Origin of the sequence: Shinella sp. WSC3-e (genome assembly GCF_945994535.1) — a bacterium.
Classification (GTDB): Bacteria; Pseudomonadota; Alphaproteobacteria; order Rhizobiales; family Rhizobiaceae; genus Shinella; species Shinella yambaruensis.
Genome location: NZ_OZ000530.1, coordinates 1,078,949 through 1,105,886 on the forward strand (window position 1 = coordinate 1,078,949; position 26,938 = coordinate 1,105,886).

At 63.7% G+C, this 26,938-nt stretch carries 24 protein-coding genes; 14 read left to right on the forward strand and 10 right to left on the reverse strand.

All coding sequences use genetic code 11. The features are described 5' to 3' along the window. Positions 1 to 362: 362 nt before the first annotated feature. The 8 genes from AABF56_RS05465 to AABF56_RS05500 all read left to right on the forward strand — a co-directional run bounded on the left by AABF56_RS05465 (position 363) and on the right by AABF56_RS05500 (position 9,503). On the forward strand, positions 363 to 1,616 hold the full coding sequence (locus AABF56_RS05465) for a flavin-dependent oxidoreductase (RefSeq protein ID WP_272805192.1): 1,254 nt from the start codon (positions 363 to 365) through the stop codon (positions 1,614 to 1,616). Positions 1,617 to 1,655: 39 nt separating this feature from the next. Further along, a complete protein-coding gene (locus tag AABF56_RS05470) occupies positions 1,656 to 3,401 on the forward strand; it encodes an ABC transporter permease (RefSeq protein WP_244765758.1) in 1,746 nt (581 codons plus the stop codon). A 41-nt stretch (positions 3,402 to 3,442) separates the two neighbouring features. Further along, positions 3,443 to 4,495 (forward strand): ABC transporter substrate-binding protein, encoded by a 1,053-nt coding sequence (locus tag AABF56_RS05475; protein WP_272805193.1) that lies wholly within the window; start codon positions 3,443 to 3,445, stop codon positions 4,493 to 4,495. A 33-nt stretch (positions 4,496 to 4,528) separates the two neighbouring features. Then, entirely contained in the window at positions 4,529 to 5,575 is a 1,047-nt protein-coding gene (locus AABF56_RS05480) for an ABC transporter substrate-binding protein (protein ID WP_272805194.1), read from the forward strand. 95 nt (positions 5,576 to 5,670) lie between these two features. Beyond that, positions 5,671 to 6,777, forward strand: a complete 1,107-nt coding sequence (locus tag AABF56_RS05485; protein WP_272805195.1) for an ABC transporter ATP-binding protein — start codon at positions 5,671 to 5,673, stop codon at positions 6,775 to 6,777. A 15-nt stretch (positions 6,778 to 6,792) separates the two neighbouring features. Further along, entirely contained in the window at positions 6,793 to 7,782 is a 990-nt protein-coding gene (locus AABF56_RS05490) for an ABC transporter substrate-binding protein (protein WP_272805196.1), read from the forward strand. 2 nt (positions 7,783 to 7,784) lie between these two features. Further along, on the forward strand, positions 7,785 to 8,489 hold the full coding sequence (locus AABF56_RS05495; protein WP_272805197.1) for a class II aldolase/adducin family protein: 705 nt from the start codon (positions 7,785 to 7,787) through the stop codon (positions 8,487 to 8,489). Between the two features lie 93 nt (positions 8,490 to 8,582). Further along, positions 8,583 to 9,503 carry a LysR family transcriptional regulator gene (locus tag AABF56_RS05500; protein WP_272805198.1) on the forward strand — a complete coding sequence of 307 codons (921 nt, stop codon included), beginning with the start codon at positions 8,583 to 8,585 and terminating at the stop codon, positions 9,501 to 9,503. Between the two features lie 138 nt (positions 9,504 to 9,641). On the opposite strand, the gene AABF56_RS05505 is transcribed toward AABF56_RS05500, so the two are convergent. Continuing rightward, a complete protein-coding gene (locus AABF56_RS05505) occupies positions 9,642 to 11,423 on the reverse strand; it encodes a PHA/PHB synthase family protein (protein ID WP_272807446.1) in 1,782 nt (593 codons plus the stop codon). A gap of 234 nt (positions 11,424 to 11,657) precedes the next feature. On the opposite strand from AABF56_RS05505, the gene AABF56_RS05510 reads away from it, so the two are divergent. Further along, entirely contained in the window at positions 11,658 to 11,843 is a 186-nt protein-coding gene (locus AABF56_RS05510; protein WP_244765751.1) for a hypothetical protein, read from the forward strand. 67 nt (positions 11,844 to 11,910) lie between these two features. Then, positions 11,911 to 13,767: an ATP-dependent zinc metalloprotease FtsH gene (gene ftsH / locus AABF56_RS05515; protein ID WP_272805199.1), complete on the forward strand. Its 1,857-nt coding sequence runs from the start codon at positions 11,911 to 11,913 to the stop codon at positions 13,765 to 13,767. 300 nt (positions 13,768 to 14,067) lie between these two features. On the opposite strand, the gene AABF56_RS05520 is transcribed toward ftsH, so the two are convergent. From AABF56_RS05520 to betI, 3 genes are all read right to left on the reverse strand, one after another. After that, a complete protein-coding gene (locus tag AABF56_RS05520) occupies positions 14,068 to 15,129 on the reverse strand; it encodes a TlpA family protein disulfide reductase (protein WP_272805200.1) in 1,062 nt (353 codons plus the stop codon). 176 nt (positions 15,130 to 15,305) lie between these two features. Beyond that, entirely contained in the window at positions 15,306 to 15,545 is a 240-nt protein-coding gene (locus tag AABF56_RS05525) for a BrnA antitoxin family protein (RefSeq protein WP_272805201.1), read from the reverse strand. A gap of 2 nt (positions 15,546 to 15,547) precedes the next feature. Then, complete coding sequence (betI, locus tag AABF56_RS05530; RefSeq protein ID WP_272805202.1) at positions 15,548 to 16,210, reverse strand: transcriptional regulator BetI; 663 nt, start codon at positions 16,208 to 16,210, stop codon at positions 15,548 to 15,550. 104 nt (positions 16,211 to 16,314) lie between these two features. Between betI and choX the strand changes: the two genes are divergently transcribed. From choX to AABF56_RS05545, 3 genes are all read left to right on the forward strand, one after another. Beyond that, positions 16,315 to 17,265: a choline ABC transporter substrate-binding protein gene (gene choX / locus AABF56_RS05535; protein WP_272805203.1), complete on the forward strand. Its 951-nt coding sequence runs from the start codon at positions 16,315 to 16,317 to the stop codon at positions 17,263 to 17,265. A gap of 8 nt (positions 17,266 to 17,273) precedes the next feature. Further along, the gene (locus AABF56_RS05540; RefSeq protein ID WP_272805204.1) at positions 17,274 to 18,284 is read left to right on the forward strand and encodes an alcohol dehydrogenase catalytic domain-containing protein; all 1,011 of its coding nucleotides are present in this window, start codon (positions 17,274 to 17,276) and stop codon (positions 18,282 to 18,284) included. Positions 18,285 to 18,477: 193 nt separating this feature from the next. Beyond that, positions 18,478 to 19,500, forward strand: coding sequence for a winged helix-turn-helix transcriptional regulator (locus tag AABF56_RS05545; RefSeq protein ID WP_272805205.1), 1,023 nt, complete (start codon positions 18,478 to 18,480; stop codon positions 19,498 to 19,500). Here the strand turns inward: AABF56_RS05545 and AABF56_RS05550 are convergent. The 4 genes from AABF56_RS05550 to AABF56_RS05565 are packed head-to-tail and all read right to left on the reverse strand — an operon-like array spanning position 19,490 to position 24,036. After that, positions 19,490 to 21,883, reverse strand: coding sequence for a xanthine dehydrogenase family protein molybdopterin-binding subunit (locus AABF56_RS05550; protein ID WP_272805206.1), 2,394 nt, complete (start codon positions 21,881 to 21,883; stop codon positions 19,490 to 19,492). The genes AABF56_RS05545 and AABF56_RS05550 overlap by 11 nt on opposite strands. Next, entirely contained in the window at positions 21,880 to 22,638 is a 759-nt protein-coding gene (locus AABF56_RS05555; RefSeq protein ID WP_272805207.1) for an N-acyl homoserine lactonase family protein, read from the reverse strand. The genes AABF56_RS05550 and AABF56_RS05555 overlap by 4 nt, the downstream gene beginning before the upstream one ends. Continuing rightward, positions 22,635 to 23,120 (reverse strand): (2Fe-2S)-binding protein, encoded by a 486-nt coding sequence (locus tag AABF56_RS05560; RefSeq protein WP_272805208.1) that lies wholly within the window; start codon positions 23,118 to 23,120, stop codon positions 22,635 to 22,637. The genes AABF56_RS05555 and AABF56_RS05560 overlap by 4 nt, the downstream gene beginning before the upstream one ends. Beyond that, positions 23,113 to 24,036 (reverse strand): FAD binding domain-containing protein, encoded by a 924-nt coding sequence (locus tag AABF56_RS05565; RefSeq protein ID WP_336314374.1) that lies wholly within the window; start codon positions 24,034 to 24,036, stop codon positions 23,113 to 23,115. The genes AABF56_RS05560 and AABF56_RS05565 overlap by 8 nt, the downstream gene beginning before the upstream one ends. Before the next feature lie 177 nt (positions 24,037 to 24,213). On the opposite strand from AABF56_RS05565, the gene AABF56_RS05570 reads away from it, so the two are divergent. Beyond that, a complete protein-coding gene (locus AABF56_RS05570; protein WP_272805209.1) occupies positions 24,214 to 25,008 on the forward strand; it encodes an SRPBCC family protein in 795 nt (264 codons plus the stop codon). A 59-nt stretch (positions 25,009 to 25,067) separates the two neighbouring features. Here AABF56_RS05570 and AABF56_RS05575 read toward each other — a convergent pair whose 3' ends face one another. Continuing rightward, positions 25,068 to 26,039 (reverse strand): branched-chain amino acid ABC transporter permease, encoded by a 972-nt coding sequence (locus tag AABF56_RS05575; protein WP_272805210.1) that lies wholly within the window; start codon positions 26,037 to 26,039, stop codon positions 25,068 to 25,070. Between the two features lie 2 nt (positions 26,040 to 26,041). Further along, complete coding sequence (locus AABF56_RS05580; protein ID WP_272805211.1) at positions 26,042 to 26,929, reverse strand: branched-chain amino acid ABC transporter permease; 888 nt, start codon at positions 26,927 to 26,929, stop codon at positions 26,042 to 26,044. Between the last annotated feature and the right edge of the window lie 9 nt (positions 26,930 to 26,938).

The window sequence follows — 26,938 nt, forward strand, 5'->3', positions numbered from 1 at the left end:
GACTGTCACTTCAAGTAAATGATTCCATTGAAGATTCTCTGATCTTGAATTGTAGGCGGGTCGAACCGTCCAACGAACCGTTCGTGTGGTCATCCGTTTTTCAGTCATCTGTTTTTGAGATGACTTCAAACAATCTATCTATTTGTCAATTGGCAAGAATGGCTCTACCCCTTTCATCAACATCGCAGATCGGGCGGCTCGGGTCGCGGCAGTCGCGATGAGCGGGAGGATCGGAAAAGTTTGAGATTGGCGACGGTTTCGGGTGTCCGGGCCGCCGGCGGAGCTTTGCCCAGAGTCCCGACTGACCACACGTATCCCGCAACTTTGCGGGGAACGGGCAATTCTCAGATGGGAGCAGACGAATGGAAGTGACGATCGTTGGAGGAGGCATCGGCGGCTTGACGCTCGCGCTGATGCTCAAGGAGCAGGGGATTGCCTCGCGGGTTTACGAAGCCGCCCCGGAACTCAAGGCGCTTGGGGTCGGGATCAATCTTCTCCCGCATGCCGCGCGTGAAATGTGCAAGCTCGGCCTCGAAGAAGCTTTGGCCAAGGTGGCGATCACCACCAGGGAATCCGGTTTCTACAATCGTTACGGCCAGCATATCTTCAGCGAGCCGACCGGTCGTTATGCCGGCTATGACTGGCCACAGTTCTCGATCCACCGCGGCGACCTGCACATGGTTCTGGTGGAGGCCTTCAAGGCGCGTTGTGGCGCCGACCGCCTGATGACCGGCTGGCAGTGCACCGGTTTCGAACAGGACGACGACCTCGTCACCTTGCATTTCGTCGATCCGCGCGATGGCTCGGCACGTCCTTCGGTGAAGGCCGAAATGGTTGTCAGCGCGGAGGGTATCCATTCGAAGATCCGCAAGCAGCTTTATCCGAACGAGGGGCCGCCGCGTTACTCGGGCATCAACATGTGGCGCGGCGTCACCAAGTGGAAACCGTTCCTTACCGGTGCGAGCATGGTGCGCATCGGCTGGCTGAATACTGCCAAGGTGCTGATCTATCCGATCCGCGACAATATCGACGGCGAGGGCACGCAGCTCATCAACTGGGTCGTGGACATCGCGACGGAGAGCTACAAGTCGCAGCGCGACTGGAACAAGCCGGGCCGCCTCGAGGACTTCTTCGATGTCGTCAAGGACTGGAAGTTCGATTGGCTGGATTGCCCGGCGCTGTTCAAGGCGGCCGACGCCATCCTCGAATATCCGATGGTGGACCAGGATCCGCTCAACCAGTGGACCTTCGGTCGCGTGACGTTGCTCGGCGACGCCGCCCATCCCATGTATCCGCGTGGCGCCAACGGTTCGGCTCAGGCGATCCTCGATTGCCGGGCGCTGACCGACGCGATCGTCAAGGAAGGCGATCCCGTCAAGGCGATGCATGCCTATGAGGCGATCCGCCGCCCGGCCACCGCGCAGGTCGTGCTCACCAACCGCAAGAACCCGCCGGATGCAATCTTGCGCGAAGTCTACGAGCGGACGGGCGACAAGCCGTTCGACGACATCAACAAGGTGATTAGCCACGAGGATCTCGAGAAGCTATCCACCAGCTACCAGAAGATCGCGGGCTACCATAAGGAAAACCTCGCGATGTCGCCGGCCGGGGTTTGATCCCCGGCTTGCCGGCAGCATTTCGTTCGGGAGGTCGGGATGTCGTTACACGAAAGCAGCTTCGCAAAATCGGTCGAAAAGCCGAGCTTCTTCGGCCGCATCAGGCCGGAATGGTTGATCATCGGCGCCGCGGTGCTGATCGTCGGCTGGCTGGCGCTGGTGCCGCTGGTCTTCCTTCTGTGGCAGAGTTTCATGACGCCTGCCGCAGGCGACATTCCGGCCATCTTCACGCTGGGTAACTATGTGCGGGCACTCACCGACAGCAGCATTCTGCCGCTGTTTCGCAATTCTGTGGTCTTCGCAACGGGCACGTCCTGTCTGGCGCTGTTCATCGGCACCCTTTTCGCCTGGCTCAACGAGCGGACGAACACGCCCTTCAAGATGATGTTCTATGCGGCCTCCATCGTGCCTCTGGTCATCCCGTCGATCCTTTTCACCGTATCCTGGATCATGGTGGCGAGCCCGCAGATCGGGCTTTTCAACCTGATGCTCAAAAACATGTTCGGTCTCTCCGGCCCGGTCTTCGACATCTATTCGATGGGCGGCATGATCTGGGTCGAAGGGCTGCACTATTCGCCGATCGCCTTCCTGCTGATGTCGGCGGCATTCCGCTCCATGGACCCGTCGCTGGAAGAATCCGCCCTGATGTCCGGCGCGTCCATCGGCCAGATCATGTTCCGCATCACGCTGAAACTCGTCTGGCCGGCGTTGATCGCCTCGTTCTTCATCCTGTTCATCCGCTCGATCGAATCCTTCGAGGTTCCGGCGCTGCTCGGCATGCCGGTCGGCATCGAGGTCTTCACCTCGTCGATCTACGAGGCGATCCGGGAATATCCGAGCAATGTCGGGCTGGCTTCCGCCTATGCCGTCGTGCTGCTGCTGATCGCTTCCTTCGGCATCTATTTCCAGTCGAAGCTGTCGAGCCAGGGGAGCAAATACTCGACCGTCACCGGCAAGGGATTTCGGCCGCGGCCGTTCGACCTCGGCGTGTGGCGCATTCCCGCCGCGATCCTGATCGTCCTCTACATGATCCTGGTCATCGTATTGCCGTTCCTCGTGCTCTTCTGGTCGTCGCTGAACAAGTATTACAGCGTGCCCTCCTGGTCCGCTCTGAGCCGCCTTTCCTTCGATGCCTATGTCAAGGTCATCAACTACCCGATGGTCGGCCAGGCGGTATGGAACAGCGCGATGCTGTCGCTTGGCGCCGCAACGACGATCATGCTGTTGACCGCGGTCATCTGCTGGATCGTCATCCGCACCAAGCTGCCCGCGCGGTGGCTGCTCGACAATGTCGCCTCGTTGCCGATGGTCTTTCCGGGGCTCGTGCTCGGCCTGTCGGTGATGATCTGCTACCTCTATCTCGACATCGGCATCTACGGCACGACCTGGATCATCTTCATCGCCTATGTGACGCGCTTCATGCCCTACGGCATCCGCTACAACACCACGTCGATGCTGCAGATCCACAAGGACCTCGAAGAGTCGGCAGCGATGAGCGGCGCCTCCTGGAGCCAGAGCTTCGTGCGCATCGTGCTGCCGCTGTTGAAGCCCGGCCTGCTCGCCGGCTGGATCTACATCGTCGTCGTCTCGATCCGTGAACTGTCCAGTTCCGTGCTGCTTTACAGCCCCGGTTCGGAAGTGGTGTCGATTGTCATCTGGGAGCTCTGGCAGAACGGCCAGTATGTCGAACTCTCCGCCTTCGGGGTGATGATGATCATTGCGCTCTTCATCGTCGTCATGCTCGCCCAGCTCGTCGGCAAGAGGTTCGGAGTCAAGGAAGCGTAAGCCGGATTGGGAGGTCCGGCTTTGAGATAAGGGAGGAAGAGATGATCAATCCGAAGTTCCATGAAGGCATTACTCGCAGGGTGCTCGCGCTCGGTCTCGTCGTTGTCCTTGCCGCAGGTCCCGCGTTGGCGCAGTCGGTCGCCGAAGTTGCCGCCTATGACGGACCGGACCGGATGGAAAGACTGGTCGCCGGCGCGAAGAAGGAGGGAACGCTGACACTCTACACGGCAACGCCGGTAGACGACGTCAATCAGGTGATCGCCGCCTTCACCGCGAAGTATGGTATTCCGATAACCTTGTGGCGCGGCAGTTCGGAGGACGTGCTGCGGCGCGCCGTTACCGAGATCAAGGGCGGCCGCCACGACGTCGACGTGATCGAAACGAACGGTCCGGAACTCGAAGCCCTCCACCGTGAAAACATCCTGCAGGCCGTCGATTCACCTGTTTTCTCCGAGATTTTTCCGGATGCGGTGCCGGATCACCGGGAATGGGTCGGCAGCCGTCTCAATGTCATCACGGCCTCCTACAACACCGAGCTCGTTTCGGAGGCGGATGTACCGAAGAGCTGGGATGATCTCCTTGATCCCAGGTGGGCCGGGAGGATCGGCATCGAATCGGAGGCATACGACTGGTTGGCCACGGTGATCCAGAGTTTCCCCTCGCGGGAGGAGGGGCTTGCCTTCTTCAGGAAGCTTGCCGAGACCAATCGCCCGCCCTTGCACAAGGGCCACCCGCAGCTTGCCAACATGACCGCCTCGGGCGAACTGCCGATCACGCTTCAGGTCTATCTCTATCGTGTTCACCAGATGGAACAGGACGGCGCGCCGATCAAGGCCTTGTCGTTGGGGCCAGCCATCGCCCGCATCAACGGGCTCGGCGTCGCACGGACCACCGCGCACCCGAATGCCGCGATCCTCTATCAGCAGTTCACGTTGACGGAGGGACAGAAGATCCTGGCGTCGCGCCATTTTACGCCGACCAACACGAAAGAAGTGCCATTCCCGGCGGGCATGGAGGTCAAGGTCATCGAGCCGACCGGGATGCTCGACGCGCTTACGGAATGGCGCGAGACGTTCGAGACCACCTTTCAGTGACAAGGCCCAGAAATTCTTTGGAGGAGGAACCACATGCCAGACACCCTGAATTTGCTGAAACATTTGACGCGCACGGCGGCTCTCGTCGGAGCCTTCCTGGCGACATCGGCGATGGCGCAGACGATCGACGAGGCCTCCAGCTACAACGGTCCGGACCGCTTGGAAAAGTTGGTGGCTGCGGCGAAGGCGGAAGGGGCGTTGACATTGTACACGGCTACGCCCGTCGAGGACGTTACCGCGATGACCGAGGCGTTCACTGCAAAATACGATATCCCGGTCACCGTCTGGCGCGGCAGTTCTGAAGATGTGCTCCGCCGTGCGGTTACCGAGATCAAGGCGGGCCGCCATGATGCCGACCTGATCGAGACGAACGGGCCGGAACTCGAAGCGCTGCACCGGGAAAACATTCTGCAGCCCGTCTCGTCGCCCATTATTCCGGATATTTTCGAAGGCGCGGTTCCCGCACATAAGGAATGGGTCGGTAGCCGCTTGAATATCATCACGGCGGCCTACAACACCGACCTCGTCTCGGAGGCGGACGTACCGAACGCCTGGAGTGACCTGCTCGATCCGAAGTGGAAGGGCAAGGTCGGCCTCGAAGCGGAGGCCTACGACTGGCTTGCTACCGTCAATGCCAGCTTCCCGAGCGAGAAGGAAGGCATCGACTTCTTCACCAGGCTCGCGGATACCAACGGCATCTCGCTGCGCAAGGGGCATACGCTCCTGACCAATCTGGCGGCCTCCGGCGAAGTGCCTCTGGCGCTGACGACCTATCTCTACAAGGTCGATCAGATGAACAAGGACGGTGCACCGATCAAGTCCCTGCAACTCGGCCCATCGGTTGCGCGCGTCAACGGCCTTGGCATCGCCAAGACCGCCAAGCATCCGAATGCGGCGATCCTGTTCCAGGACTTCACGCTGACGGACGGCCAGAAGATTCTTGCCGAACGCGGCTTCACGCCGACCAACATCAAGATTGCCCCGTTGCCGACGAGCCTCGACGTCAAGGTCGTCGACGGCGCCGCCATGCTCGACAAGCTTGCCGAGTGGCGCGACACCTTCGAGAAGGCCGTCAAGTAGGTGACCGATCGAACGGGGACATCGCGAACGTCCGCGATGTCCCGCTGATGAAGACCGGCCGTGCGGGGAGCGCGGCGGACGTGAGGAGATGTTGAATGCTCAATGTTCAGGGACTAACGACCGAATATGCCGACGGCAAGGGCAAGGCCGTCCGCGCCGCCAAGGATATCTCCTTCGATGTGCCGCAAGGCAAGCTCTTCACCTTGCTTGGCCCGAGCGGCTGCGGGAAGACGACGACGCTTCGCTCGATCGCCGGCCTCGAGCGGCCGGTCAAGGGCAATATCTCCGTCGAGGACGTCACCGTCTATTCCGCCGGCAAGGGCGTCTTCGTGGCGCCGAACCGCCGCAATTTCGGCATGGTCTTCCAGAGCTACGCCATCTGGCCGCATATGAGCGTTTTCGAGAATGCCGCGTTTCCGCTGCGGGTCAGCAAAGCCGGCTTCTCCAAGAAGCAGATCGAGGAGAAGGTCGAGCGGGTGCTGAAGGCGGTGGCGCTGGAGAGTTACGCGGGCCGCGAGGCGACGCGTCTTTCCGGTGGTCAGCAGCAACGACTTGCGCTTGCCCGGGCGCTTGTCATGGAGCCACGGCTTCTGCTTCTCGACGAGCCGCTCTCCAACCTCGACGCCAAGCTGCGCGAGCAGATGCGCTTCGAACTGAAGCGCCTTCAGCGCGAGCTGAACCTCACGACGCTTTACGTGACGCATGACCAGCAGGAGGCGCTGGCGCTCTCCCATCAGATCGCCGTCATGAATGACGGCCAGATTGTCCAGCTCGGCTCGCCACGCGACATCTACGAGGCGCCGCAGACCCGTTTTGTCGCGGATTTCATCGGTTCCTCGAATTTCATGGAATGCAAGGTTGCCGCGCGTGGCAGCGAGGCCGGTCGCTGGGCGGTCGAAAGCCCGGCCGGCACCATCGAAGTCGTATCGGAAGAGGCGCTCGACGTGCGTGACAAGCTCACTGTGGCGATCCGTCCGGAGAACGTCCATCTGATCGAGCCCGGCAAGGAGAACGGTGCGTCCGGCAATCTTCTCGAAGGTCGCGTCGATACCAAGGTCTTCCTCGGCGAATGTGTCGACTACATGGTCTCAGTCGGCGAAACGCGGCTTCTGGCGCGCGTTCATCCGAGCCTTCGCACGCCGATCGGCAATCCCATCCTCGTCAATATCGACCCCGCCAAGGTCAACATCATCACCCGCTGAGTTCCGGATACTGTCATGAACCGTTTGAAGCTTTCGATTGCCACCACCGACTACGATCACTTTCGCGATTTCCGCCTGGGCACCGTCAACGCCGAAGGCATCGAGCACACCTGGTCGATGCTGAGCCATCACGAGATTTTCGCCCGTTTCACCTTCAACCGCGAATGGGACGTGGCGGAGCTGTCCTTTGCCAAGTTCATGGCGCAGGTCAGTCGGCCGGACAGCGACATCGTTGGCCTGCCGGTCGTCTGCTCGCGGCTTTTCCGGTTCTCCTCCTTCTACGTCAACAAGGCGGCCGGCATCAAAACCGTCGCGGACCTGAAAGGCAAGCGGATCGGTGTGCCGGAATGGGCGCATTCCGCAGCCGTCTACATGCGCGGCTGGATGCACAACGAGGTCGGCGTCAAGCTGCAGGACGTGCATTGGGTGCAGGCCGGCGCGAACGCGCCGGGCCGTATCGAAAAGGTGGACCTGAAACTGCCGGAAGGTGTCGCGATCGACCGCATCGCCGACAAGTCGCTGTCTGAAATGCTCGCGTGCGGCGAGATCGACTGCGCGATTATCGCCCGCCCACCGACCTGCTTCCTCGAAGAGGATCCGCGTGTCGAGCGGCTGATCCCGGACTTCCTGGAACGCGAGGAGGAATACTACAGGACGACCGGCGTCTGGCCGATCATGCATATCGTCGCGATGCGGAAACATGTCGTGGAGGAAAACCCCTGGGTGGCGCGCAATCTCTACAATGCATTCGAGGAATCGAAGCGGCGCAGCCTGGAGCGCCTGTTCGATCCGGCGGTTTCGCGCTATCCGCTCGCCTGGATGCCGATCTATGCCCGCAGGATGCGCGATCTTTTCGGCGCCGATCCGTTCCCCTTCGGCATCGACAAGAACCGCAAGACCTTCGAGCAGATGCTGCTCTACACCCATCAGCAGGGCATTGCCGAGCGGCATATGACACCGGAAGAAATCTTCACGCCCGGTATCATGACCAAGGTCGTGGTGTGAGCATGGGCGATCAGGCGGCACTGGTGGAGCTGGTTCATGCGAACCGCATCCTGGCGCATGAGGCGGTGCTGGATGCCTTCGGCCATGTCAGCATTCGCGGCGCAAAGACCGGCTATCACATCTCCCGCTCCCGCAGCCCGGAACTCGTGACGCTGGACGATATCCAGCACTATGACGCGGATTCGAAGATTATCGGCTCCGATACACGCGGCGGTTATCTTGAGCGGATCATCCATGGGGCGATCTACAGGGTCCGGCCGGATGTGCGCGCCATCTGTCATTTCCATTCGCCCGCGATCATGCCCTTCTGCGTGACCGGGCGGCCATGGGTCCCGGTCACCCATGTGGGAGCGACGGTCGGCATGAACGTGCCCCTCTGGGACGAGCAGGCTGCGTTTGGCGACACCGACATGCTGGTCTCGACGCGGGAGCAGGGGGCATCGCTTGCCATCGCACTCGGCCAGCATTCGGCCGTGCTGTTGCGCAATCACGGGGCCGTGGTCGTGGGCGGCAGCATCCGCGAGCTTGTCATGCGCAGCATACAACTCTGCCGCAATGCGGATGTCCTGTTGCAGTCGTTGGCGATCGGCGAGCCGCGGGCGCTGACGCCGGGGGAGGTTGCTCTTTCAGGCGCCAAGAACCTCGATCCGCGCGTGCTTGAGCGGGTATGGGACTACCACCTTTCACGAGCGGGTTTGAATGCTTGAGCGCAAGCCCGCATCAGGCTTCCAATCCTGACCAGCAGTCTGTTCCATGATAGTGTCGCTGGTTCACCATTGGAAAAAGGGAGGCGGGATTCGGTGCGCATTCGCCAGCTTGAGTCATTCGTCTGCATTTGTGAGCTGGGCAGTATCACGCGGGCGGCTGCGGCCTTAAATATCGTACAACCGGCACTCGGCGCGCAAATCAGCGCTCTTGAGGACGAATTGGGCGTAAGGCTCCTGAAGCGGGGCCGTCGCGGTACGGCGATGACGCCGGCGGGCGAATATTTCCTTGTGGAAGCTCGCAAGCTGCTTGCGCATGTCGCCGACGTGAAGAAGTCCATAAAGTCCTTTGCGGAGAATGAGAAGGAGCATCTTTCAATAGGGCTGACGGGCAGCCTGTCCGCCATGCTTGCTGGCACCTTGGCTCGGGAGCTTAGCCATCTCTCCGAATCGATTTCCGTGCAACTGGTCGAAGACATGAGCCACATTCTCCGAGACAGGGTAGCCCAGGGAGATCTCGATTTCGCTCTTGCTTATAACGTTGCGGATCACAAGGCGATCCGAAAGCAACCTGTGCTGCGGGAAGCGGTCTTCTTCATCACGAGCCCGAACTCCCCCTTCGGGGAAGACAAGCCGATCACCATGCCCGAGCTGACGAACGCCACCTTCGTCATTCCGACGGAAAAGGGCCAGATCATACAATTGCTCAAGGAGGCTATGGTAGAATTCGACCTTCCCCTGAACGTCGCTTTCCAGATCGAGTCCATGGACGCGATCAAGGGGCTCATCACCGACGGCACGGCGTGCGCGGTCCTGCCGTTCGGGACGGTGGCGCGCGAGGTCAAGGCAGGGACCCTCATAGCGCGTCGCATCGTGAACCCGCCGCTTACCCGAACGCTCTTCCTTCTGCGTCCGGTGACGCAATTCCAAACGCGTGCGATGCACTTGGCGCAGACCACGATTGAACGGTCCATCGCGTCGCTTGCCGAAAGCTTTGCCTTTGAACGGATCGATTGACCGCTGGCAATCGTTTCCTGAATTCGCTCCAGCACTGCCTGCGGAAATCTGCCCGCGCCGGCGAGCATGTTCAGCTTTGCTTGTCTTAAGCGAGATCGACCGGCGACTGTTCCTGCGATCTGCTGCGCCATCGGCGGTTCACCTTTGCAAAACATATGCACCCGGGGCATCCGCGAGGGGTTTGTAGCCCTTGCGGCGGGCGCCCATCGCCGGGGCGTCGACCCGTTCGGGCGCCGAATGCGCGGCAAGCCAGCCCGTCCAGGCCTCCCACCACGAGCCCGGCCGCGCCTCCGCCGTCTCGGCCCATTCATCGGCGCCCACGCACAGCCCGTCGGCTGTGCGCACGGCGATGCGGTAGCGTCGGCGCGGGCGGCCGGGTTCGCTGACGATGCCGGCATTGTGGCCGCCGCTGGTCAGGACGAAGGTGAGGTCGGTGTTGCTCAGATAGTGGATCTTGTAGACCGACCGCCACGGCGCGACATGGTCGCGCTCGGTGCCGACCACGAACATCGGCACGCGGATGTTCTGGATCGCGGCGGGGCGCCCCTCGACCATGAAGCGGCCGGCGGCGAGCTCGTTTCCGAGATAGAGCCGCTTCAGGTATTCGGCGTGCATCCGGTAGGGCATGCGGGTGGAATCGGTGTTCCAGGCCATTAGGTCGATCATCGGCGTGCGCTCGCCCATCATGTGCTCGTGCACGATGCGCGACCAGACGAGGTCGTTCGAGCGCAGGAGCTGGAAGGCGCCCGCCATCTGGTCGGCCGAAAGATAGCCGCGGTTCCACATCATGCTTTCGAGCACATGCACCTGGCTGTGGTCGATGAAGAGGGCGAGCTCGCCGGGCTGGGTGAAGTCCGTCTGCGCGGCAAGCAAGGTCAGGCTTGCCAGCCGGTCGTCGCCGCGATGCGCCATGTCGGCCGCCGCGATCGCCAGCAGCGTGCCGCCCAGGCAATAGCCCGCGGCATGGACCTTTCGGCCGGGAACGACGGCATTGACCGCATCGAGCGCCGCCATCACGCCGAGCCGGCGGTAGTCGTCCATCGTCAGGTCGCGGTCGGCCGCCGTGGGATTGCGCCAGGAGATGCAGAAGACGGTGTGGCCTTTCTCCACCAGATGGCGCACGAGCGAATTGTGCGGCGAGAGGTCGAGGATGTAATATTTCATGATCCAGGCCGGCACGAGCAGCACCGGTTCGGCCGCCACGCCCTCCGTCGCCGGCGCATACTGGATCAGCTCGATCAGATGGTTGCGGTAGATCACCGTGCCCGGCGTCGCCGCGACGTCCCGGCCGACGACGAAATCCTCCGTGCCAACAGGCGGCTGGCCGGCGGCGAGGCGGCCTGCGTCCTCCACCCAGTTGCGCCAGCCATCGAGGAAATTCATGCCGCCGGACCGCATCGTCCTTTCCAGCACTTCCGGATTGGTCAAGGGCATGTTGGAGGGCGAGAAGACGTCGAGAACCTGGCGGGCGGCGAAGGATAGGACATCCTCGTGATGCGGGGTGACGCCCGGCACCTCGTTGGTGACATTGTGCCACCATTGCTGCTGGAGCAGGAACGCCTGGGCCCAGATGCTGAACGGCGGCTTTTTCCAGCGCGCATCGGAAAAGCGGTAGTCTCCGGGCAGGGCCTCTATGCACGGGGGTGCGTCCGGATCGACCGCCGCCGCGGCAAGATGGCAAAGCAGGCGGACGGCCTTGCGGTTCGCCTTGTCGATCAGCTCAAGACGCTTTCCGGGGGCTGAGGCGAGATGGATCGACCAGTCGATGAGGGCGAGCGCGAAGGCGGCCGGCGACAGCCCGGCGCTGAGCTGACCGGCGATCGCCTCCCGCATGCGGTCGATCGCCCGGAAGGCTTCGCTTCCCAGTTCCTCCGTTCTCGGGACGGGCGGCAGGTACGCCGCTTGCCGGAAGGGCGGCATCTCGCTCGCCGGACTGTTCATGGTCGTCTCCTTCGGCAGGTTCGGGCGCAAGACATGCCCGCTTGAAAGGCAAATCGCATTTCGCATCCGGCCGTGGCCCGCTCTGGGGGGCATCCTGCGGACAGGACGCACCCTATAGAGGGCATTCCCCACCTCCATTGACGCAGATCAAGTTTCATTGCGCGAAACCGCCTGGAATCAGGCCGTACCGAAACGGGAAAACGGGATCTCGTCATGTCCGGTGGCAATGCGACGGATGCGGAGCGGATCGTTGCGGCCTTCGCCTGGCCCATTGTCCCACCGGTGCAGACCCGCTTTTTCGCGCATCGGCGCGACGTCGCGCCTGCTTCTGGATCAGTCCGCCCATGGGTCGCGGCGGGCAAGACAGGCAAGGTCACCGGACGTCATTCGTTTGACTGACATCAAGGATACGGCCTCCGGAACGTGAAAGGAAACAAGCCGGCTATATCGCATGGGGGTAATCGACATGGACCGGAAGCATACGTTCAACATCGGTTATTTCCTCCTGGCGCTCTTCTTGCTCGGCGCATTCCAGGCATGGTTGGCCTGGCGCGAGGTCGTTCCACTCTCTCACACCGAGCTCATGCGGATGGTGGATCAGGGCAAGGTGGCGTCGGTCACGATTACCGAGACGACGATCCAGGGCCAGTTCAAGGAACCACAGGACGGCCGGAGCCTCTTCGTATCGACCCGCGTGGACCCGAACGCGGTCGCCGTGTTCGACAGGGCGGGGGTTGCGGTGACGGGTGGCACCGACAGCAACTGGCTTACCACCATCCTTTCCTGGGTTCTGCCGGTGCTGCTCTTTTTCGGCTTTTGGATGTTCCTGTTCCGAGGCTTTGCCGAGCGGCAGGGCATGGGCGGCCTCATCAACATCGGTAAGTCCAAGGCGAAGGTCTATGTCGAGCGGGAGACCGGCGTGAGCTTCGAGGACGTCGCCGGCGTCGACGAGGCCAAGCTTGAGCTCATGGAGATCGTGTCCTTCCTGAGGGACAAGGAGAAATACGGGCGTCTTGGCGCGCGCATTCCAAAGGGCATCCTGCTGGTCGGCCCGCCCGGAACCGGCAAGACGCTGATGGCGCGGGCGGTCGCGGGCGAGGCCGGCGTGCCGTTCTTCTCGATCTCCGGGTCCGAATTCGTCGAGATGTTCGTCGGCGTCGGCGCGGCCCGCGTGCGCGATCTGTTCGAGCAGGCGCGCAAGGCGGCTCCCTGCATCATCTTCATCGACGAACTCGATGCGCTCGGCCGGGCGCGCACGCCGTTTGGCGGCTATGGCGGTGGCGACGAGAAGGAGCAGACGCTCAACCAGTTGCTCTCCGAACTCGACGGTTTCGATCCGCGCGTCGGCATCGTCCTGCTGGCCGCGACCAACCGGCCGGAGATCCTCGATCCGGCGCTCACGCGCGCCGGGCGCTTCGACCGCCAGGTCGTGCTCGACCGGCCTGACCGCAAGGGCCGCGAAGCCATCCTCAGGGTTCACATGAAGGCGGTGAGGACCGCGCCGGGAGTGAACGTGGGCGATATTGCCGGGATCACACCCGGCTTCACCGGTGCCGACCTTGCCAATCTCGTCAACGAGGCGGCCATCTTCGCCACCCGTCGCGACGCGGACCAGGTGACCATGGCCGATTTCACCGAAGCGGTGGAGCGCATCGTCGCCGGCGCCGAGCGGCGGGGCCGATTGCTCGGCCCGCTGGAGCGGGAGCGCGTCGCCTACCACGAGATGGGCCATGCGCTCGCCGCCGCATCGCTGACGAAGACCGATCCCGTGCACAAGGTCTCGATCATTCCGCGCTCGATCGGTGCTCTCGGTTATACGCTGCAGCGGCCGACCGACGACCGTTTCCTGATCACCGCAAGCGAATTGAAGGAGCGGATGATCGTGCTGCTTGCCGGTCGCGCGGCGGAAGAGGTCATCTATGGTGAGGTCTCGACCGGCGCGGCGGACGATCTGGCCAAGGTGACCGACGTCGCGCGCCAGAGCGTCACCCGGTTCGGCATGAGCGCCGCCATCGGCCAGGTCGTGCTCGAGGCGGAGAAACAGCAGTGGCTGGGCGATGGCGCCCGCCTTCATCCCAGGGACTATTCCGAGGCGACCGCGCGGGAAGTCGATCTTGCGGTGCGCGAGATGCTTGACGAGGCCGCCACGGCGGCGAAGGAACTGCTGCGCTCCCGCATAGACGACCTCAAGGCCGGTGCCCGCCTGTTGCTTGAGCGCGAGACCATCACGCCGGACGATTTCCCGCCGATCCGGCGCGGGGAGGGGATTTCGGAACGGCGGGTCAATCCGTCGGCCACAGGCCGCGCAACGACTTCTTCATAGAGTTTCTGACCTGCACGATCTCGCCATGCGAAACAAGCCGGGCGACGTCAGGCGGCCTTGACCGCTTCTCCGCCTGCTTTGCGGTGAAGACCCGTTGGGCGTCAAGCCGGGATCTCGCTGGATTGCTTGATACGCTCATCGGGATTTCTGTCTTGATGTTGCGCCCCCCTTGATACGACAAAGGCTCGGACAACGCTGGCGGTATCTGCGCGCGGTCTAATGCTCCATGCGAACGAGCCCGCTGGTGCCGTTGAGCGGCAGAAGGTCGGCAGGCCGGATCCCATCAAGAGCACCGGTAAATCAACGCTCCTCGTGTAGCCGGTGGATTTCGGCCGCGATCCGCTGCTTGAGGTCGAATGACGTGATTTCATTTGCGGCAAGCGCACGAAGGGCGTCCACGCACCGCTGATATCCATCCTCGTCACCGAGGCGGCGGCAAAGCCTTGCCGAAGTGAAATGAAAGCGAAGACGGGGAATGAGCTGGTCCGCCATTCCGTCGATCTGGTGTTCCACGCGCTTCAACGCATCGTGCGCTGCCTGCGAAAACACCTCCACCGGCACCTTCCTGTGCAAAACGCAATCAGTGAAGGAGAGGGTTTGCAGCGGGTCGTCCGCGAACGTCCGGACGCAGGTGTCGTAGTAACTGCCTGCCGCGGCGGCGGTTTCGGGCACGGCGGCAAGCAGGATCAGCTTCTCCATCGCGAATTCATGGTCGTGAACCAGTTCGGGCCTGTCGCGTTCAGCCTCGTCGATCAAGCTTCGCGCGCGCTCCAGGTCGTTTGCCAGCATTGCATCGGTAATGTCCCGACGAATGCCCAAATGAATGACATCGTTATCGGAGACATCATTCTCCCAATGCCGGCGCGCAGCTTCTACATCCCATACGCCGTCGAAAACAGCGCGCAACGGGTCGAGAATGGCGTCATCGAGAGGCCCCATCCAGGCAATCTTGCCGTCCCTGTCGATCAGGAACGCGGCCGGGATTCCGCGTTGACCGCTCGCCTCCAGCCACGCGCGCGTCACCAGGCCTCGGGACAGGCCGCCCTGCGCTGGATCGACCTGCTCGTGCGCAAGCAAGGCATCCGTCGGTGTCTGGCGAGCGATCTCGATCGTCCTGTCGAGGTCGCGCACCATGATGGCCACGCCGTACATCGGCACGCCGAGGGCCTTTGCTGCCCTGGAATATGTCGCGATCGCCGGCAGGCAGCCGCTGCATCCAGCGTTCCAAAGGACCACGATGCTGGTCTCGTTGAACACGACGCGAGGAGAATGCGCTCCCGTTGCAAGGTTTCTGGAAAGTACCAGTGCGGGCGCCGCGTCTCCCGGCAGCAGTCGCTTCACCGAACCAGGATTGCTGGTCATGGAGCTTTCCTCCGTGCTTTGAAAACCAGATGGTCGGCGACCGCTGCTTCACCTGCCGCCTTCGCCGTACGACATGGTGCGCCGAAGGCGTTCCGGAAAGAGGCGCGTCATCCTCGACGGCGCGCGGGCGTTATTCACACCAGTCTTTCCTCCTGCATCTTGCGCAATATCGCCCATCACAGGCCGGAAGACGTCTTCATCGCTGCGCGCAAGGCGTGGTTGATGCGCTCCTGCCAGCCGGGTCCTTCCGCTTGAAAATAAGCCAGGACATCGCTGTCGATCTTCAGCGTGACGGGTTCCCGGGTGTTGGGGATCACAGGCCTTTCAACGGCGGGCGCGGCGATCTTCTTTGCCGGCTTGAACAATGCCTCGGCTGCGTCTTTCGGGTTGGCCGGGCGTCGGGGTGTCGTTGCCATCGTCATGTCCTTGTTGTTTCGGTGTGTTGATGCGCGCTTGCGTTCGGCTCGACCAGCGGTCGTACGACCTCCGGCCCGAGTGCCTTCCCGACGTATTCGATGAGGATCGTCTTGGCCTCCTCCAGAGACAGGTCGATGTCGGCATGTCCGCGGCGAAGCCACAGGCCGTCGATCATCGCGGCGAAGCCAAGGACGAAATGGTCGATCTCGCCCTGATCGAGATAGGGTTTCAGGATGCTGGAAACATTTGACCGGAGACGGCGATAGTAGGGGCGCAGCAGGCGTGCGTAACGCTCGTTGTGCGAGGCTTCGGCGTAGAGCGAGATCCAGGCGCTCGCCGTCTGCTTGTCGAAGCGCTGGGCGGGGAAGTTTCCGTCGATGAGGGCGACCAGCCGCTCCCAGCCCGAGCGGGCGCGGCGCAGGTTGCCGACCACCTCCTCGGCGAGGATGCGGTTGTTCATCCGCACCATCTCGAAGAGAACCTCTTCCTTGTCCTTGAAATAGTAGGTGAGGATGCCCTGCGAGAGGCCTGCCTCGGCACAGATCTTCGCGCTCGTCAGGCCCCGCAATCCCTCCTTCAGGAAGATGCGATGGGCCGCGTCGATCAGTTCGACGCGGCGGACGTCCTCGATACGGGTTCGCTGCTTCTTCGGTTTCTGCTGCATGGTTTTCCGTAGCAGATCAAATTTTTGTACGCTTTAACAAATTTTTGCTTGCCTTAAAAATCATCGTCCTTATCCTTCCGGGAAAACCAAGAAAGGGAACGCTTATGAACAGGACAGCACTCGCCATGATCGTTGCGGCCGGCGCCGCATGTCTCGCGCCGGCCCATGCCGCGCTCGCCGCCGACGCGCCGGAGTGCAAGGCGGTGCGCCTTGCCGATCTCGGCTGGACGGATATCGCGCTCACGAACACCACCGCCGAGATCATTCTGGGCGCGCTCGGCTACGAACCGAGCCAGACGATGCTTGCCCTCAACATCACCTTCGATTCCCTCAGGAACGGCGATATCGACGTTTTCCTGGGCAATTGGCGCCCGGTGCAGGATGAAGACTACAAGGCCTATTTCGATGACGGTTCCGTCATTCCCGTTGCCACCAACCTGACGGGGGCCAAGTACACGCTGGCCGTCCCGAAATACGTCTTCGACGGCGGGCTGACCTCCTTCGACGACCTCGAGACGTTTGCCGACAAGCTCGACCGCAAGATCTACGGCATCGAGCCGGGCACCAACAAGCCGCTGCTCGACATGGTGGAAAGCAAGGCGCATGGCCTCACCGGCGACTGGGAGGTCGTGGAATCGAGCGAGGCCGCGATGCTGGCGCAGGTCCAGAGGGCCGTGGAAAACCGGGAATGGATCGTCTTCCTCGGCTGGCAGCCGCATCCGATGAACGTCAACATGGACATGGCCTATCTGGCGGACGGAGACGCGGAATTCGGACCGGACTTCGGCGGCGCGACGGTCCGCACGCTCGTTCGCAAGGGCTATCCCGGGCAATGCCCGAACGTGACGGCGTTCTTCGGCAACCTCGTCTTCGACATCGACTACGAGAATGCGGGCATGAACATGATCATGACGGACGGGCTGGAGGCGCGCGACGCCGCCGAGAAGATGCTGAAAGCGCATCCGGAAAAGCTCGAGGCCTGGCTCAAGGACGTCCTGACCTTCGACGGCAGGCCGGGACTTGCGGCGGTCAAGGCGGAGCTCGGCATCCAGTGACATCTCCCATGATGCGGGCTGCCGTGCTGGCGGCATACGGGGAGCCGTTGCAGATCAGGCAGGTGCCTCGGCCCGTTGCAGGGCACGGCAAGCTGCTCGTCCGGCTGAAGGCCTGCGGCATCTGCCATTCCGACGTTCACATCTGGAAGGGCGACGTGCGGCCGCCGCAGGCGCCGAACCCCTTCATCCTCGGCCATGAGGGCGTTGGCGTGGTCGAGGCGATCGGTGAAGGCGTGCGCGGCTGGGCCGTGGGCGATACGGTCGGCGTGCCCTGGCTGCACGACACCTGCCTGCGCTGCGACGAATGCATCGACCGCTACGAGGCCTTCTGCCAGCACCAGCGGGCGCATGGCCTCAACGTTCCGGGCGGCTTTGCGGAATATGTCGCGGTCGACGCCGCATTCGCCGTGCCGCTGCCGGCCGACGTGGATCCGCTGGCGACGGCACCGGTCATGTGCGCGGGCGTCACCGCCTATGGCGCCATCCGCCGTGCGGGCGTGGCGGCCGGCGAGCGGCTCGCGGTGTTCGGCTGCGGTGGCCTCGGCCTCTATGCGGTACAGATCGCCGCGCGCATGGGGGTGCACGTCCTGGCGGTGGATCGTGATCTGGCGAAACTCGAGCATGCCCGCCGATATGGCGCAGCCGCAGTCGAAACGGCGGGCGAGGGACTTGAACGGCTTCTGGCGGACAATCCCGGCTACCATGCGGCGATCAACTTTGCGCCGACGCCTGCCACCTGGGCGGGGATCGTCGCGTCGGTCCGGCCGCGCGGGCGCATCGTTGCCGCAGCGCTGGTATCCGAGCCCGTGCCGCTCATCCAGGAATGGCTGACCGCGACCGGCGTCACCATCACCGGGACCAGCGTCGGCACCCGGCAGGAAATGCGCGAGGTGGTCGCCCTTCACGCCCGCCAGCCCCTGCTCAATCCGATCGAGGAGATCGACCTCGCGCATGCCACTGACGCCCTTCACGCGCTTGAAAGTGGGAAAGCACGGGGACGTTTCGTGATACGCTTTTGAAGCGGGGCGATGAGGATGGCTCGTATCCAGTCAAGCCCCGGACGGCCTTCCTTGCCGTGGCACCGCGTCAATCCCGAACCTGGCGGATGCGCCAAGAAGCCGTGTGCCGGAGCGCCCGGTACCCGGCTCGCAGAATGCCGGTTGCTTTTAACTTTCACTGATAGACTTTTCCGCCTATCCTGGACAAAGGAGAATGGTTGAATCCTATTGCCGCGCCACTGAGATCAAGCTGAATATGTTGAATAAAGGCACTCTGCCCGCCAAGTCCGACAGTGCTTCGTTAAAGCCGGCGCCGCTGCAGAGGCAGTCGTCCGTCCGCCGTACGATGGAGATCGTCCTCGACACCTGGAACTTCCTCATTCTCCGCGAGGCGTATTTCGGGGTTCGCCGGTTCGACAAGTTCCAGCAAAGGCTGGGCATCCCCCGGCAGACGCTGTCGTCGCGCCTGTCCGCCCTTGTCGCGAACGAGATCATGAGCGTGGGACGGCGGCCCAACGAGCCGGGGCAGCAATATTTCCTGACGGAAAGAGGAAAGGACCTCTTTCCGACCATGCTGTCCCTGATGGAATTCGGCGATAGATGGCTGACGGGCGGCAAGGAGCCGCCCCTGCAACTGATTCACAAGAGCTGCGGCTGCGCATGCCATCCGGTCACGGTCTGCTGCGAGTGCCTGGAGCCGTTCACGGCGCGGGAGGTCGCTCCCCGCGACGGGCCGGGTGCGGGATATGCTCCGGTCGACACGCGCCCGACGTCGCGCCGCAGTTCCGATCCCACGCTTCTGGAGCGGGTGCGGCCTTGCTCCGTCGCACGGACGCTCGGGATCATCGGCGACAGGTGGAGCTTCCTGATCCTGCGGGAGGGCTGGTTCGGTGTGCGCCGCTTCGAGGAGATGCGGGAAAATCTCGGCATCGCCACGAACATCCTCGCCGACCGCCTTGCGCGCCTCGTGCAGGCCGGAGTGTTTCGCAAGGTTCCCTATGGCTCAAGCGAACGTTTCGAATACCGCTTCACCGAAATGGGGCTTGATCTCTACAAGCCGATGCTGGTGATGATGGCCTGGGGAGACCGCTGGCTTGCGGAAGGCAAGCCGCCGATGCGCCTGCGGCACAAGACCTGCGGGCAGGACTTCTCGGCCATCGTCGTGTGCTCCGAATGCAAGAAGCAGATCGCGGCGAAGGACACGGACTACATCCTGCGTTATCCGTTCAACCTGTGACGGCATCGGCCGGGTCGGTGCGCGCTTGCAACATCCGGAATATCCGCTCCGGCGTGACGGGAAGCGTCTCGACCGAGATGCCGAGATGGGAAAGCGCGTCGGACACGGCATTCGCGATCGCCGCCGGCGCGCCGATCGTCCCGCCTTCGCCCATGCCGCGGAACCCGCCCACAGTGTCGGGCAGGTCCGCCTCGATATGCACGATGCCGATATCCGGTATGTTGCTCGCGACGGGAACGAGGTAGTCCGCCAGGCTTGCCGCGACGGCCTGGCCCTGGTCGTCGTGCACGACCTCTTCAAGGAGGGCCGCGCCGATGCCCTGCGCCACCGCGCCCTGCACCTGGCCGTCGACGATCATCGGATTGATGATCTTTCCGCAATCCTCGGCGACCACGTAACGCAGGACCTTGACGCCGTAGGTCTCCGGATCGACCTCGACCATGGCAAGATGGGTGGATGAACAGGCGGTGCCGAGATAGGGGTCATAGGTCTCCGATGCGGCAAGGTCCTCGCGCCGGTCGCGCGGGATGCGGCCCATCTGCGAATAGACGGCGGATGCGACTTCCCCGAGCGTCATCGTCCGGTTCGAGCTCTTGCTGGTGACGATGCCGTCATGCATGTCGAGGTCGTCGACGTCCTGCTCCATCAGATAGGCGGCCGCGCGCAGGACCTTGGCCTTGACGACGCGCGCGGCGAGGGTCGCCGCGCCGCCGCCGAGGACGGCCGAACGGCTGGCATAGGTGCCGCTGGACATCGGCACCAGCGCGCTGTCGCCGTGCTTGACCTCGATATCCTCCAGCCTGCAGCCGAGTTCGTCGACGATCACCTGCGCGAGCGTGGTCTCGAGGCCCTGTCCGTGCGAGGCGATGCCGAAGGCGGCGGTGATCGCGCCGGTCGCGTCGATCTCGATTTTCGAGGTTTCGGTGCCGGTGTTGATGGGCATGCCGGGGGCGACGGAGATGCGCGAGCCGATGCCGGTCAGTTCCGCATAGCTCGCAAGGCCGATGCCGATCCAGCGTCCCTGCCTTCGTGCCTCGTCCCTTTCGATGAGGAGGTTGGGATAGTCGGCATGCGCGCAGGCGCCCGCCAAGCATTCCTGAAACGCGGACTTGTCCCAGATGATGCCGGAGGCGGTCCGGTAGGGGAACTCGTCGGCATTGACGAGGTTCTTGTGGCGGAACGCGACCGGGTCCATGCCGAGCTTGCGCGCCGCCATCTCGATCAGGCGTTCCATCGCGAAGGTCGAGGATGGCCTTCCGACGCCGCGGTAGGGTCCGGTCGGGGGCTTGGGCGTGAGGACGCCCCTGATGCGGCCCCGGTAGTGCTCCATCCTGTAGGGACCGGGCAGGAAGCTCACCACCTGCACGGTTTCGAGGGCCGCGGTCCAGGGATAGATCGAATAGGCGCCGACATCGCCGATGACGTCGGCCCTCAGCCCGATCAGCAGGCCGTCCTGCGTGACGGCGAGCTCGGCCTCTATCAGTTCGTCGAATGCCTGGCTGGTCGCGGACAGGTCCTCGAGGCGGTCGCTGATGAACTTCACCGGGCGCCTCAGCTTGCGGGCAAGGGCGCAGACAAGGATCTCCTCCCCGTAGAGCGATCCCTTGCCGCCGAAGCTGCCGCCGACATCCGGCGCCACGACCCGCAGGCGCGTGCCCGGCAGGCCGAGGCATCCGGACAGGACGTCGCGGATGACGCCGGGGATGTTCGACGAGGTGTAGAGCGTCAGCGCCTGCTTTCGCGGGTCCCATTCGGCGAGGTAGGAGCGGTTTTCCATCGCGACGGCCGTCTTGCGCGTCATCCGGAACCGGCCCTTGACGGTCACCGCGGCGCTTTCGAAGGCGGCGTCGACGTCGCCGCGCTTGAATTCCCGCCGGATGATCGTGTTCGTGCCGGCTTCCTCGTGCAGCAGCGGCGCGTCGTCCTTCACCGCATCGACCTGCCGGATCGCGAAGGGCAGGGGTTCGTAGTCGATGGTGATATGCTCCAGCGCGTCCTCGGCGGCGTAGCGGCTTTCCGCGACGACGGCGACGATGGGTTCGCCGACATAGCGCACCTTGCCGCGCGCCAGCGGCCAGATGGGCGTCGCGTAGTAGTCCGGCATGCGGGAGGTGGGGATCGCCGGCCTGACCTCGCTTTCCAGGTCCGTCGCGTCGTAGATGGCGATGACTCCGGGGACGGAGAACGCCTCGCCGACATCGATGCCGAGGATGCGGGCATGCGGCTGGTCGGAACGGCGCAGCGCGACATGCACCATCCCGGCCGGCGCCATGTCGTCGACATATTGCCCCACGCCCGCAAGGAGCCGCGGGTCCTCGGTGCGCTTCACCCGCTTGCCGACGAGCTTGGGGCGCAGTTCGACGGAATGGTCGCGCAGGCTCATTCGTAAAACTCCCCGCCCTTCCGCAGGGCCAGCCACTGCGCCTCGTCGTGTCCGGAGACGATCGTCGCACCCTTGTCCCGCAGGGCCTTCAGGCGCGCGAGCGCCGCCACGGCGAGCTCCATGTTCCACGTGTTCCGCGGCGCCATGCCCTCGTCGATATTGGCCTGGAGCGGCGCGGCGTCGGAGGCGAGGACGAAGGTGCCGCCGTCCAGCGCCACCTGCGCGACGGTCATGCCGGGCGTATGGCCGGGCATGGGGAGGAGGACGATGCGCCCATCGCCGAAGACGTCGTGCTCCGCGCCGAAGGTTTGGAAACCCTGTGGCTGGTCCCATTCCGGTTTCAGGTAACCCTGGTTTTCGGCGCCGTCCGCCTTTGCCGCCGCGACCTCGGCCTCGTGGCAGAGGAACGTCGCGCGGCCGAAATACCGGTTGCATCCGCAATGGTCGGGATGCAGGTGCGAGCAGATCACGACGTCGATGTCGCCAGCTTCGAGGCCGAGCGTTGCCAGCTGCCGGACAACCGTCTGCTCGGGATCGAATATCGGCGTCATCACCCTTGCCAGCCCGCCCCAGCAGGCTTGCGGGTCGATGGCGGCCTGCGGATTGCAGCCGCTGTCGAAAAGCACGTTGCCCTGCGGATGGCGGATCAAGGTGGCATGGACGGGCAGCTCGATCGTCTCTTCCTTCGCCGCACCGGGAACGAAGACGGAGCGGCGCATGCGCAGCCGGCCTCCGGCGAGAAAATGCATTCTCATGTCAGGGGCCCTCTTTCCTTCGCCAGTTCCCGGACGGCGTTGACGATGTGTTCGTAGCCCGTGCAGCGACAGATGTTGCCGGAGAGCGCCTCGCGGATCTGGTCGTCGGTTTCGAGCGGGTGGTGGCGCAGCATGTCGGTGATCGCCATGATGAAGCCGGGCGTGCAGAAGCCGCATTGCAAGGCGTGATGCTGGCGGAACGCCTCCTGGATCCGCCCGAGCCGGTCCACGCTTCCCTGTCCCTCGACGGTCTCGATCTCCGCGCCCTCGGCCTGCACGGCAAGCATCAGGCAGGACCTCGCGCTGCGGCCGTCCAGAAGGACGGTGCATGCGCCGCAGACGCCGTGTTCGCAGCCGACATGCGTTCCCGTGAGGCCCAGCGCGTGGCGCAGGAAATCGCTCAGCAGCATGCGCGGCTCAACGGTGGCGGTGTGGACCACGCCGTTCACGCTGACGCTGAGGGTGGTTTTCTTTTCAGGCATCTGCAGCGTCCTTGCGAAGCGTGGCCCGCCGCCAGGCATCGCGCAGCGCGCGCCGCGCCAGCGTGCCGGCAAGATGCCGGCGATAGTCGGCGGACGCATGGATGTCGGTGTTGGGATGCAGGCGCCCCTTCAGCGCCTCCGTCACGTCCTGCAGCAGCGCCTGCGAAATCGCCTGGCCTTCGATGCGTGCCTCGATTTCCGGCAGGCGCAACGGCGTCTCGCCCACGCCCATCATGCCGAAACGGACGTCGCGCGCCACGCCGTCGACGATGCGCAGCGTCGTCGCCACGCAGGCAAGGGCAAAATCGCCGTGGCGCCGCGAGAACTCCTCGAAGCCCCAGCCCGTGTCGAGCGGCAGCGTGTCGATTTCGATCGAGGTGACGAACTCGTCCGGCTCGAGCGATGTCATCAGCGAGCCGACGAAGAAGTCCGAGGCGGCGATCTGCCGCTCGCCCCTGATCGAGAGCGCCGCAATCGTCCCGTTAAGGAGGAGCGTCATCATCGGCATCTCCGCGGCCGGATCGGCATGGCAGACGCTGCCGCAGAACGTGCCGCGATTGCGCACCGTCAAATGCGCAACATGATGCATGGCATCGTGCAGGATCGGGATGTGCCGGTGCACGAGCGCATCCGTCGCCGTCATGCGGTGCCGGACCGTCGCCCCGATGCGCAGACGTTCGCCGTGTTTCTCGATACGGTCGAGGCCGGCGATGCAGTTGATGTCGATCAGGATCGCGGGCTTCACCAGGCGGAAATTGATCATCGGCATGAGGCTCTGGCCGCCCGCGATGATCTTGCCGTCGCCGCTCGCGGCGGCAAGGGCTTCGGCGGCCTCGGATGCCGATGTCGCGGCGAGATAGTCGAAGGGCGCCGGCTTCATTTCGCCGCCGTCCGTCGCAAGGGCGCTTGCCGGCATCGTCCGGCCGCGCGCCGCATAGCGGAAAGCCTTGTCATCGCGGCTCCTCCCAGCCTCGCCGATCCCGTGGCGAATTCCAAAATTAACTTGCATTATTAGACTTAAAATAGGATTGTCAAGCAATACCGGCGCCCCGGGACATGAAGGGTTTTCGCCGGAGGACGAGGAGGAAATTCCATGGACATGACCGGCCAGCAGCATATTCCCGCGCGCAGGGAGGATGTGTGGAGCGCCCTGAACGATGCCGACGTGCTGAAAGCCTGCATCCCCGGATGCCAGGAACTGACGAAGTTTTCCGAGACCGAAATGTCGGCCGTCGCCGTCATCAAGGTGGGGCCGGTAAAGGCCCGGTTCCAGGGCGCCGTCACGCTGTCGGACCTCGATCCCCCGAACGGCTATCGCATCACCGGCGAAGGGCAGGGCGGCGTCGCCGGATTCGCGAAGGGCGTGGCGGTCGTTCGCCTGGAAGCGGTCGAGAACGGGACCGTCCTGCACTATACCGTCGACGCCCAGATCGGCGGCAAGCTGTCGCAACTCGGCGGCCGGCTCATCGATGCAACCGCAAAGCAGATGTCGGGGCAGTTTTTCAAGCGGTTCGCCGAGGAGATCCTCGCCCGCCAGTCCCCTGAGGCACCTGCCGCGGGCGATGCCGTCGTTCAGACTGGTGCCGCAAGGCAGGTGGCCGCCGTCGCGTCTTCCGACGGGGGCGCCTCCGCCGCCCCGCGCGTGCTTCCCGCGCCGGCCGCCGCGTCGCCCGCCGGCGCGTCGCTCGGCCTGCCGGTTCTCGCGGCTGTCGTTTTCGCCGCCGTCGTGGTGGCGATGTGGGCGATCCATGGGGGATTGCTGCCGAGCCTTGCGCCGCAGGCGGATGGTCCGGCGCGCATTTCACCGGACATGGGGAGCATCGTGCAGCTCGTCATGGCCGCGGCCATCGGTTACCTGTTCGGGTCTCGCGCAAGGCGCGCCGGCTGAGGCCGAAAACCGGGGCCAAACGTGGCCCCGGAAAAATAGCTTGCACAAGAAGACTTATATCAAGCCCTGGGGCGATCGAGCAGCGCCTTCAGCTCGCCGAACACGCCCCGCCTGAACATCATCACGCACACGACGAAGAACAGGCCGATGATGAAGGTGATCGGCAGGCCGCTCGTCGAAAGAAAATGCTCCAGCCCGACGACGATGCTGGCACCGACGATCGGGCCGATCAGCGTGCCCATGCCGCCGAGAAGGGTCATGAGGATGACTTCGCCGGACATGTGCCAGGTGACGTCCACGAGCGAGGCGAGCTGGAACGCGATCGCCTTCAGCGAGCCGGCGAAACCGGAGAGTGCGGCGGAGAGCGTGAAGGCGATCAGCTTGTAGCGCTCCGACTTGAGGCCCAGCGAGGCGACGCGCGTTTCGTTCTCGCGAATGGCCGAGAGGATGTGGCCGAAGGGCGAGTTGACGGTCCTCCAGATGATCACGAGGCCAAGGACCGTTCCGCCGAGGACCGTGTAGTACATCGCGGTGATGTTGCGGAGATCGACGATCCCGAGAAGATAGCCCCGCGGCACGGCCTGGATGCCGTCCTCGCCGCCGGTGAAGGGCATCTGTACCGCCATGAAATAGATCATCTGCGCGAGGGCGAGCGTGATCATCGCGAAGTAGATGCCGTGGCGGCGAATGGCAAGCGTACCGAAGGCAAGGCCGAGAAGCGCGGCGAACGCGGTTCCCGCGAGCACGGCGAGCTCGAAGGGCAGCTGCCAGACCTTGGCGGCATGGGCGGCGACATACGCCGCCCCGCCGAAGAAGGCCGCATGCCCGAACGACAGGAGCCCCGCATATCCGAGAACGAGGTTGAATGCGGCCGCGAAGAGCGCGAAACAGAGGATCTTGATGAGGAAGAGCGGATAGATCGCCAGCGGCGCGCCGATCATCAGCACGGCGACGAGGGCGAGAAGGAGGCCGCCGGTCGTCCGGAGGCGGCGAGGGGCCGTCAGGGAAGAGGTCGCGGTTGTGCTGTTCATGATCAAGCCTCGCGGGAGAACAGGCCGGACGGCCGGATGAGAATGACAAGGACCATCACCACGAAAACCGCTATGGAGGAGGCCGCGGGATAGAATGTCTTGGTCAGCCCCTCGATGACGCCGAGCGCCAGGGCGGTGACGATCGCACCGCCGATCGATCCCATGCCGCCGATGACGACGACCGCGAAGACCACGATGATGATACTGGAACCCATGCCGGGGCTGACCTGGTAGAGCGGTGCCGCCAGCGCCCCGGCAAAGCCGGCAAGGCCCACGCAGAAGGCATAGGTCAAGGTCAGCATGAGCGGGACGTTGATGCCGAAGGCCTGGACGAGGCTTGGATTTTCCGTCGCCGCCCGCAGGTAGGCGCCGAGCCTCGTCCGCTCGATCGCAAGCCACGTGGCGAGGCAGACCGCAAGGGAGGCGACGATCACCCAGGCGCGGTACACCGGCAGGAACATGAAGCCGAGATTGATGCCGCCCGTCAGCGACGGCGGGATGGGATAGGGCTTGCCGGCGGCGCCGAAGACATGCCGGAAAAGCCCTTCGAGCATGAGGGCGATCCCGAAGGTCAGGAGCAGGCTGTAGAGGTGGTCGATCCTGTAGAGGCGCTTGAGGAACAGCCGCTCCACGACGGCGCCCAGCGCTCCCACCACCAGGGGGGCGATGGCGAGCGTTTCCCAGTAGCCGAGGCCGAGGCTCGACAGCAGGAGCCAGGCGGCGAAGCCGCCGAGCATGTAGAAGGCGCCATGGGCGAAGTTGATCACGTTCAGCATGCCGAAGATGATGGCGAGGCCGAGGCTCAGGAGGGCATAGAAGGAGCCGTTGATCAGGCCGAGCAGCAGTTGCCCGAGCAGGACGGCAATGGGAACCCCGAAGATGTCCGTCATCGGTTTCTA

Coding starts and splice junctions, on each gene's coding strand:
- AABF56_RS05465 (WP_272805192.1), top strand. CDS start 363: ATGGAAGTGACGATCGTTGGAGGAGGCATCGGCGGCTTGACGCTCGCG.
- AABF56_RS05470 (WP_244765758.1), top strand. CDS start 1,656: ATGTCGTTACACGAAAGCAGCTTCGCAAAATCGGTCGAAAAGCCGAGC.
- AABF56_RS05475 (WP_272805193.1), top strand. CDS start 3,443: ATGATCAATCCGAAGTTCCATGAAGGCATTACTCGCAGGGTGCTCGCG.
- AABF56_RS05480 (WP_272805194.1), top strand. CDS start 4,529: ATGCCAGACACCCTGAATTTGCTGAAACATTTGACGCGCACGGCGGCT.
- AABF56_RS05485 (WP_272805195.1), top strand. CDS start 5,671: ATGCTCAATGTTCAGGGACTAACGACCGAATATGCCGACGGCAAGGGC.
- AABF56_RS05490 (WP_272805196.1), top strand. CDS start 6,793: ATGAACCGTTTGAAGCTTTCGATTGCCACCACCGACTACGATCACTTT.
- AABF56_RS05495 (WP_272805197.1), top strand. CDS start 7,785: ATGGGCGATCAGGCGGCACTGGTGGAGCTGGTTCATGCGAACCGCATC.
- AABF56_RS05505 (WP_272807446.1), bottom strand. CDS start 11,423: ATGCCGCCCTTCCGGCAAGCGGCGTACCTGCCGCCCGTCCCGAGAACG.
- AABF56_RS05510 (WP_244765751.1), top strand. CDS start 11,658: ATGTCCGGTGGCAATGCGACGGATGCGGAGCGGATCGTTGCGGCCTTC.
- ftsH (WP_272805199.1), top strand. CDS start 11,911: ATGGACCGGAAGCATACGTTCAACATCGGTTATTTCCTCCTGGCGCTC.
- AABF56_RS05520 (WP_272805200.1), bottom strand. CDS start 15,129: ATGACCAGCAATCCTGGTTCGGTGAAGCGACTGCTGCCGGGAGACGCG.
- AABF56_RS05525 (WP_272805201.1), bottom strand. CDS start 15,545: ATGGCAACGACACCCCGACGCCCGGCCAACCCGAAAGACGCAGCCGAG.
- betI (WP_272805202.1), bottom strand. CDS start 16,210: ATGCAGCAGAAACCGAAGAAGCAGCGAACCCGTATCGAGGACGTCCGC.
- choX (WP_272805203.1), top strand. CDS start 16,315: ATGAACAGGACAGCACTCGCCATGATCGTTGCGGCCGGCGCCGCATGT.
- AABF56_RS05540 (WP_272805204.1), top strand. CDS start 17,274: ATGATGCGGGCTGCCGTGCTGGCGGCATACGGGGAGCCGTTGCAGATC.
- AABF56_RS05545 (WP_272805205.1), top strand. CDS start 18,478: ATGGTTGAATCCTATTGCCGCGCCACTGAGATCAAGCTGAATATGTTG.
- AABF56_RS05550 (WP_272805206.1), bottom strand. CDS start 21,883: ATGAGCCTGCGCGACCATTCCGTCGAACTGCGCCCCAAGCTCGTCGGC.
- AABF56_RS05555 (WP_272805207.1), bottom strand. CDS start 22,638: ATGAGAATGCATTTTCTCGCCGGAGGCCGGCTGCGCATGCGCCGCTCC.
- AABF56_RS05560 (WP_272805208.1), bottom strand. CDS start 23,120: ATGCCTGAAAAGAAAACCACCCTCAGCGTCAGCGTGAACGGCGTGGTC.
- AABF56_RS05565 (WP_336314374.1), bottom strand. CDS start 24,036: ATGCCGGCAAGCGCCCTTGCGACGGACGGCGGCGAAATGAAGCCGGCG.
- AABF56_RS05570 (WP_272805209.1), top strand. CDS start 24,214: ATGGACATGACCGGCCAGCAGCATATTCCCGCGCGCAGGGAGGATGTG.
- AABF56_RS05575 (WP_272805210.1), bottom strand. CDS start 26,039: ATGAACAGCACAACCGCGACCTCTTCCCTGACGGCCCCTCGCCGCCTC.
- AABF56_RS05580 (WP_272805211.1), bottom strand. CDS start 26,929: ATGACGGACATCTTCGGGGTTCCCATTGCCGTCCTGCTCGGGCAACTG.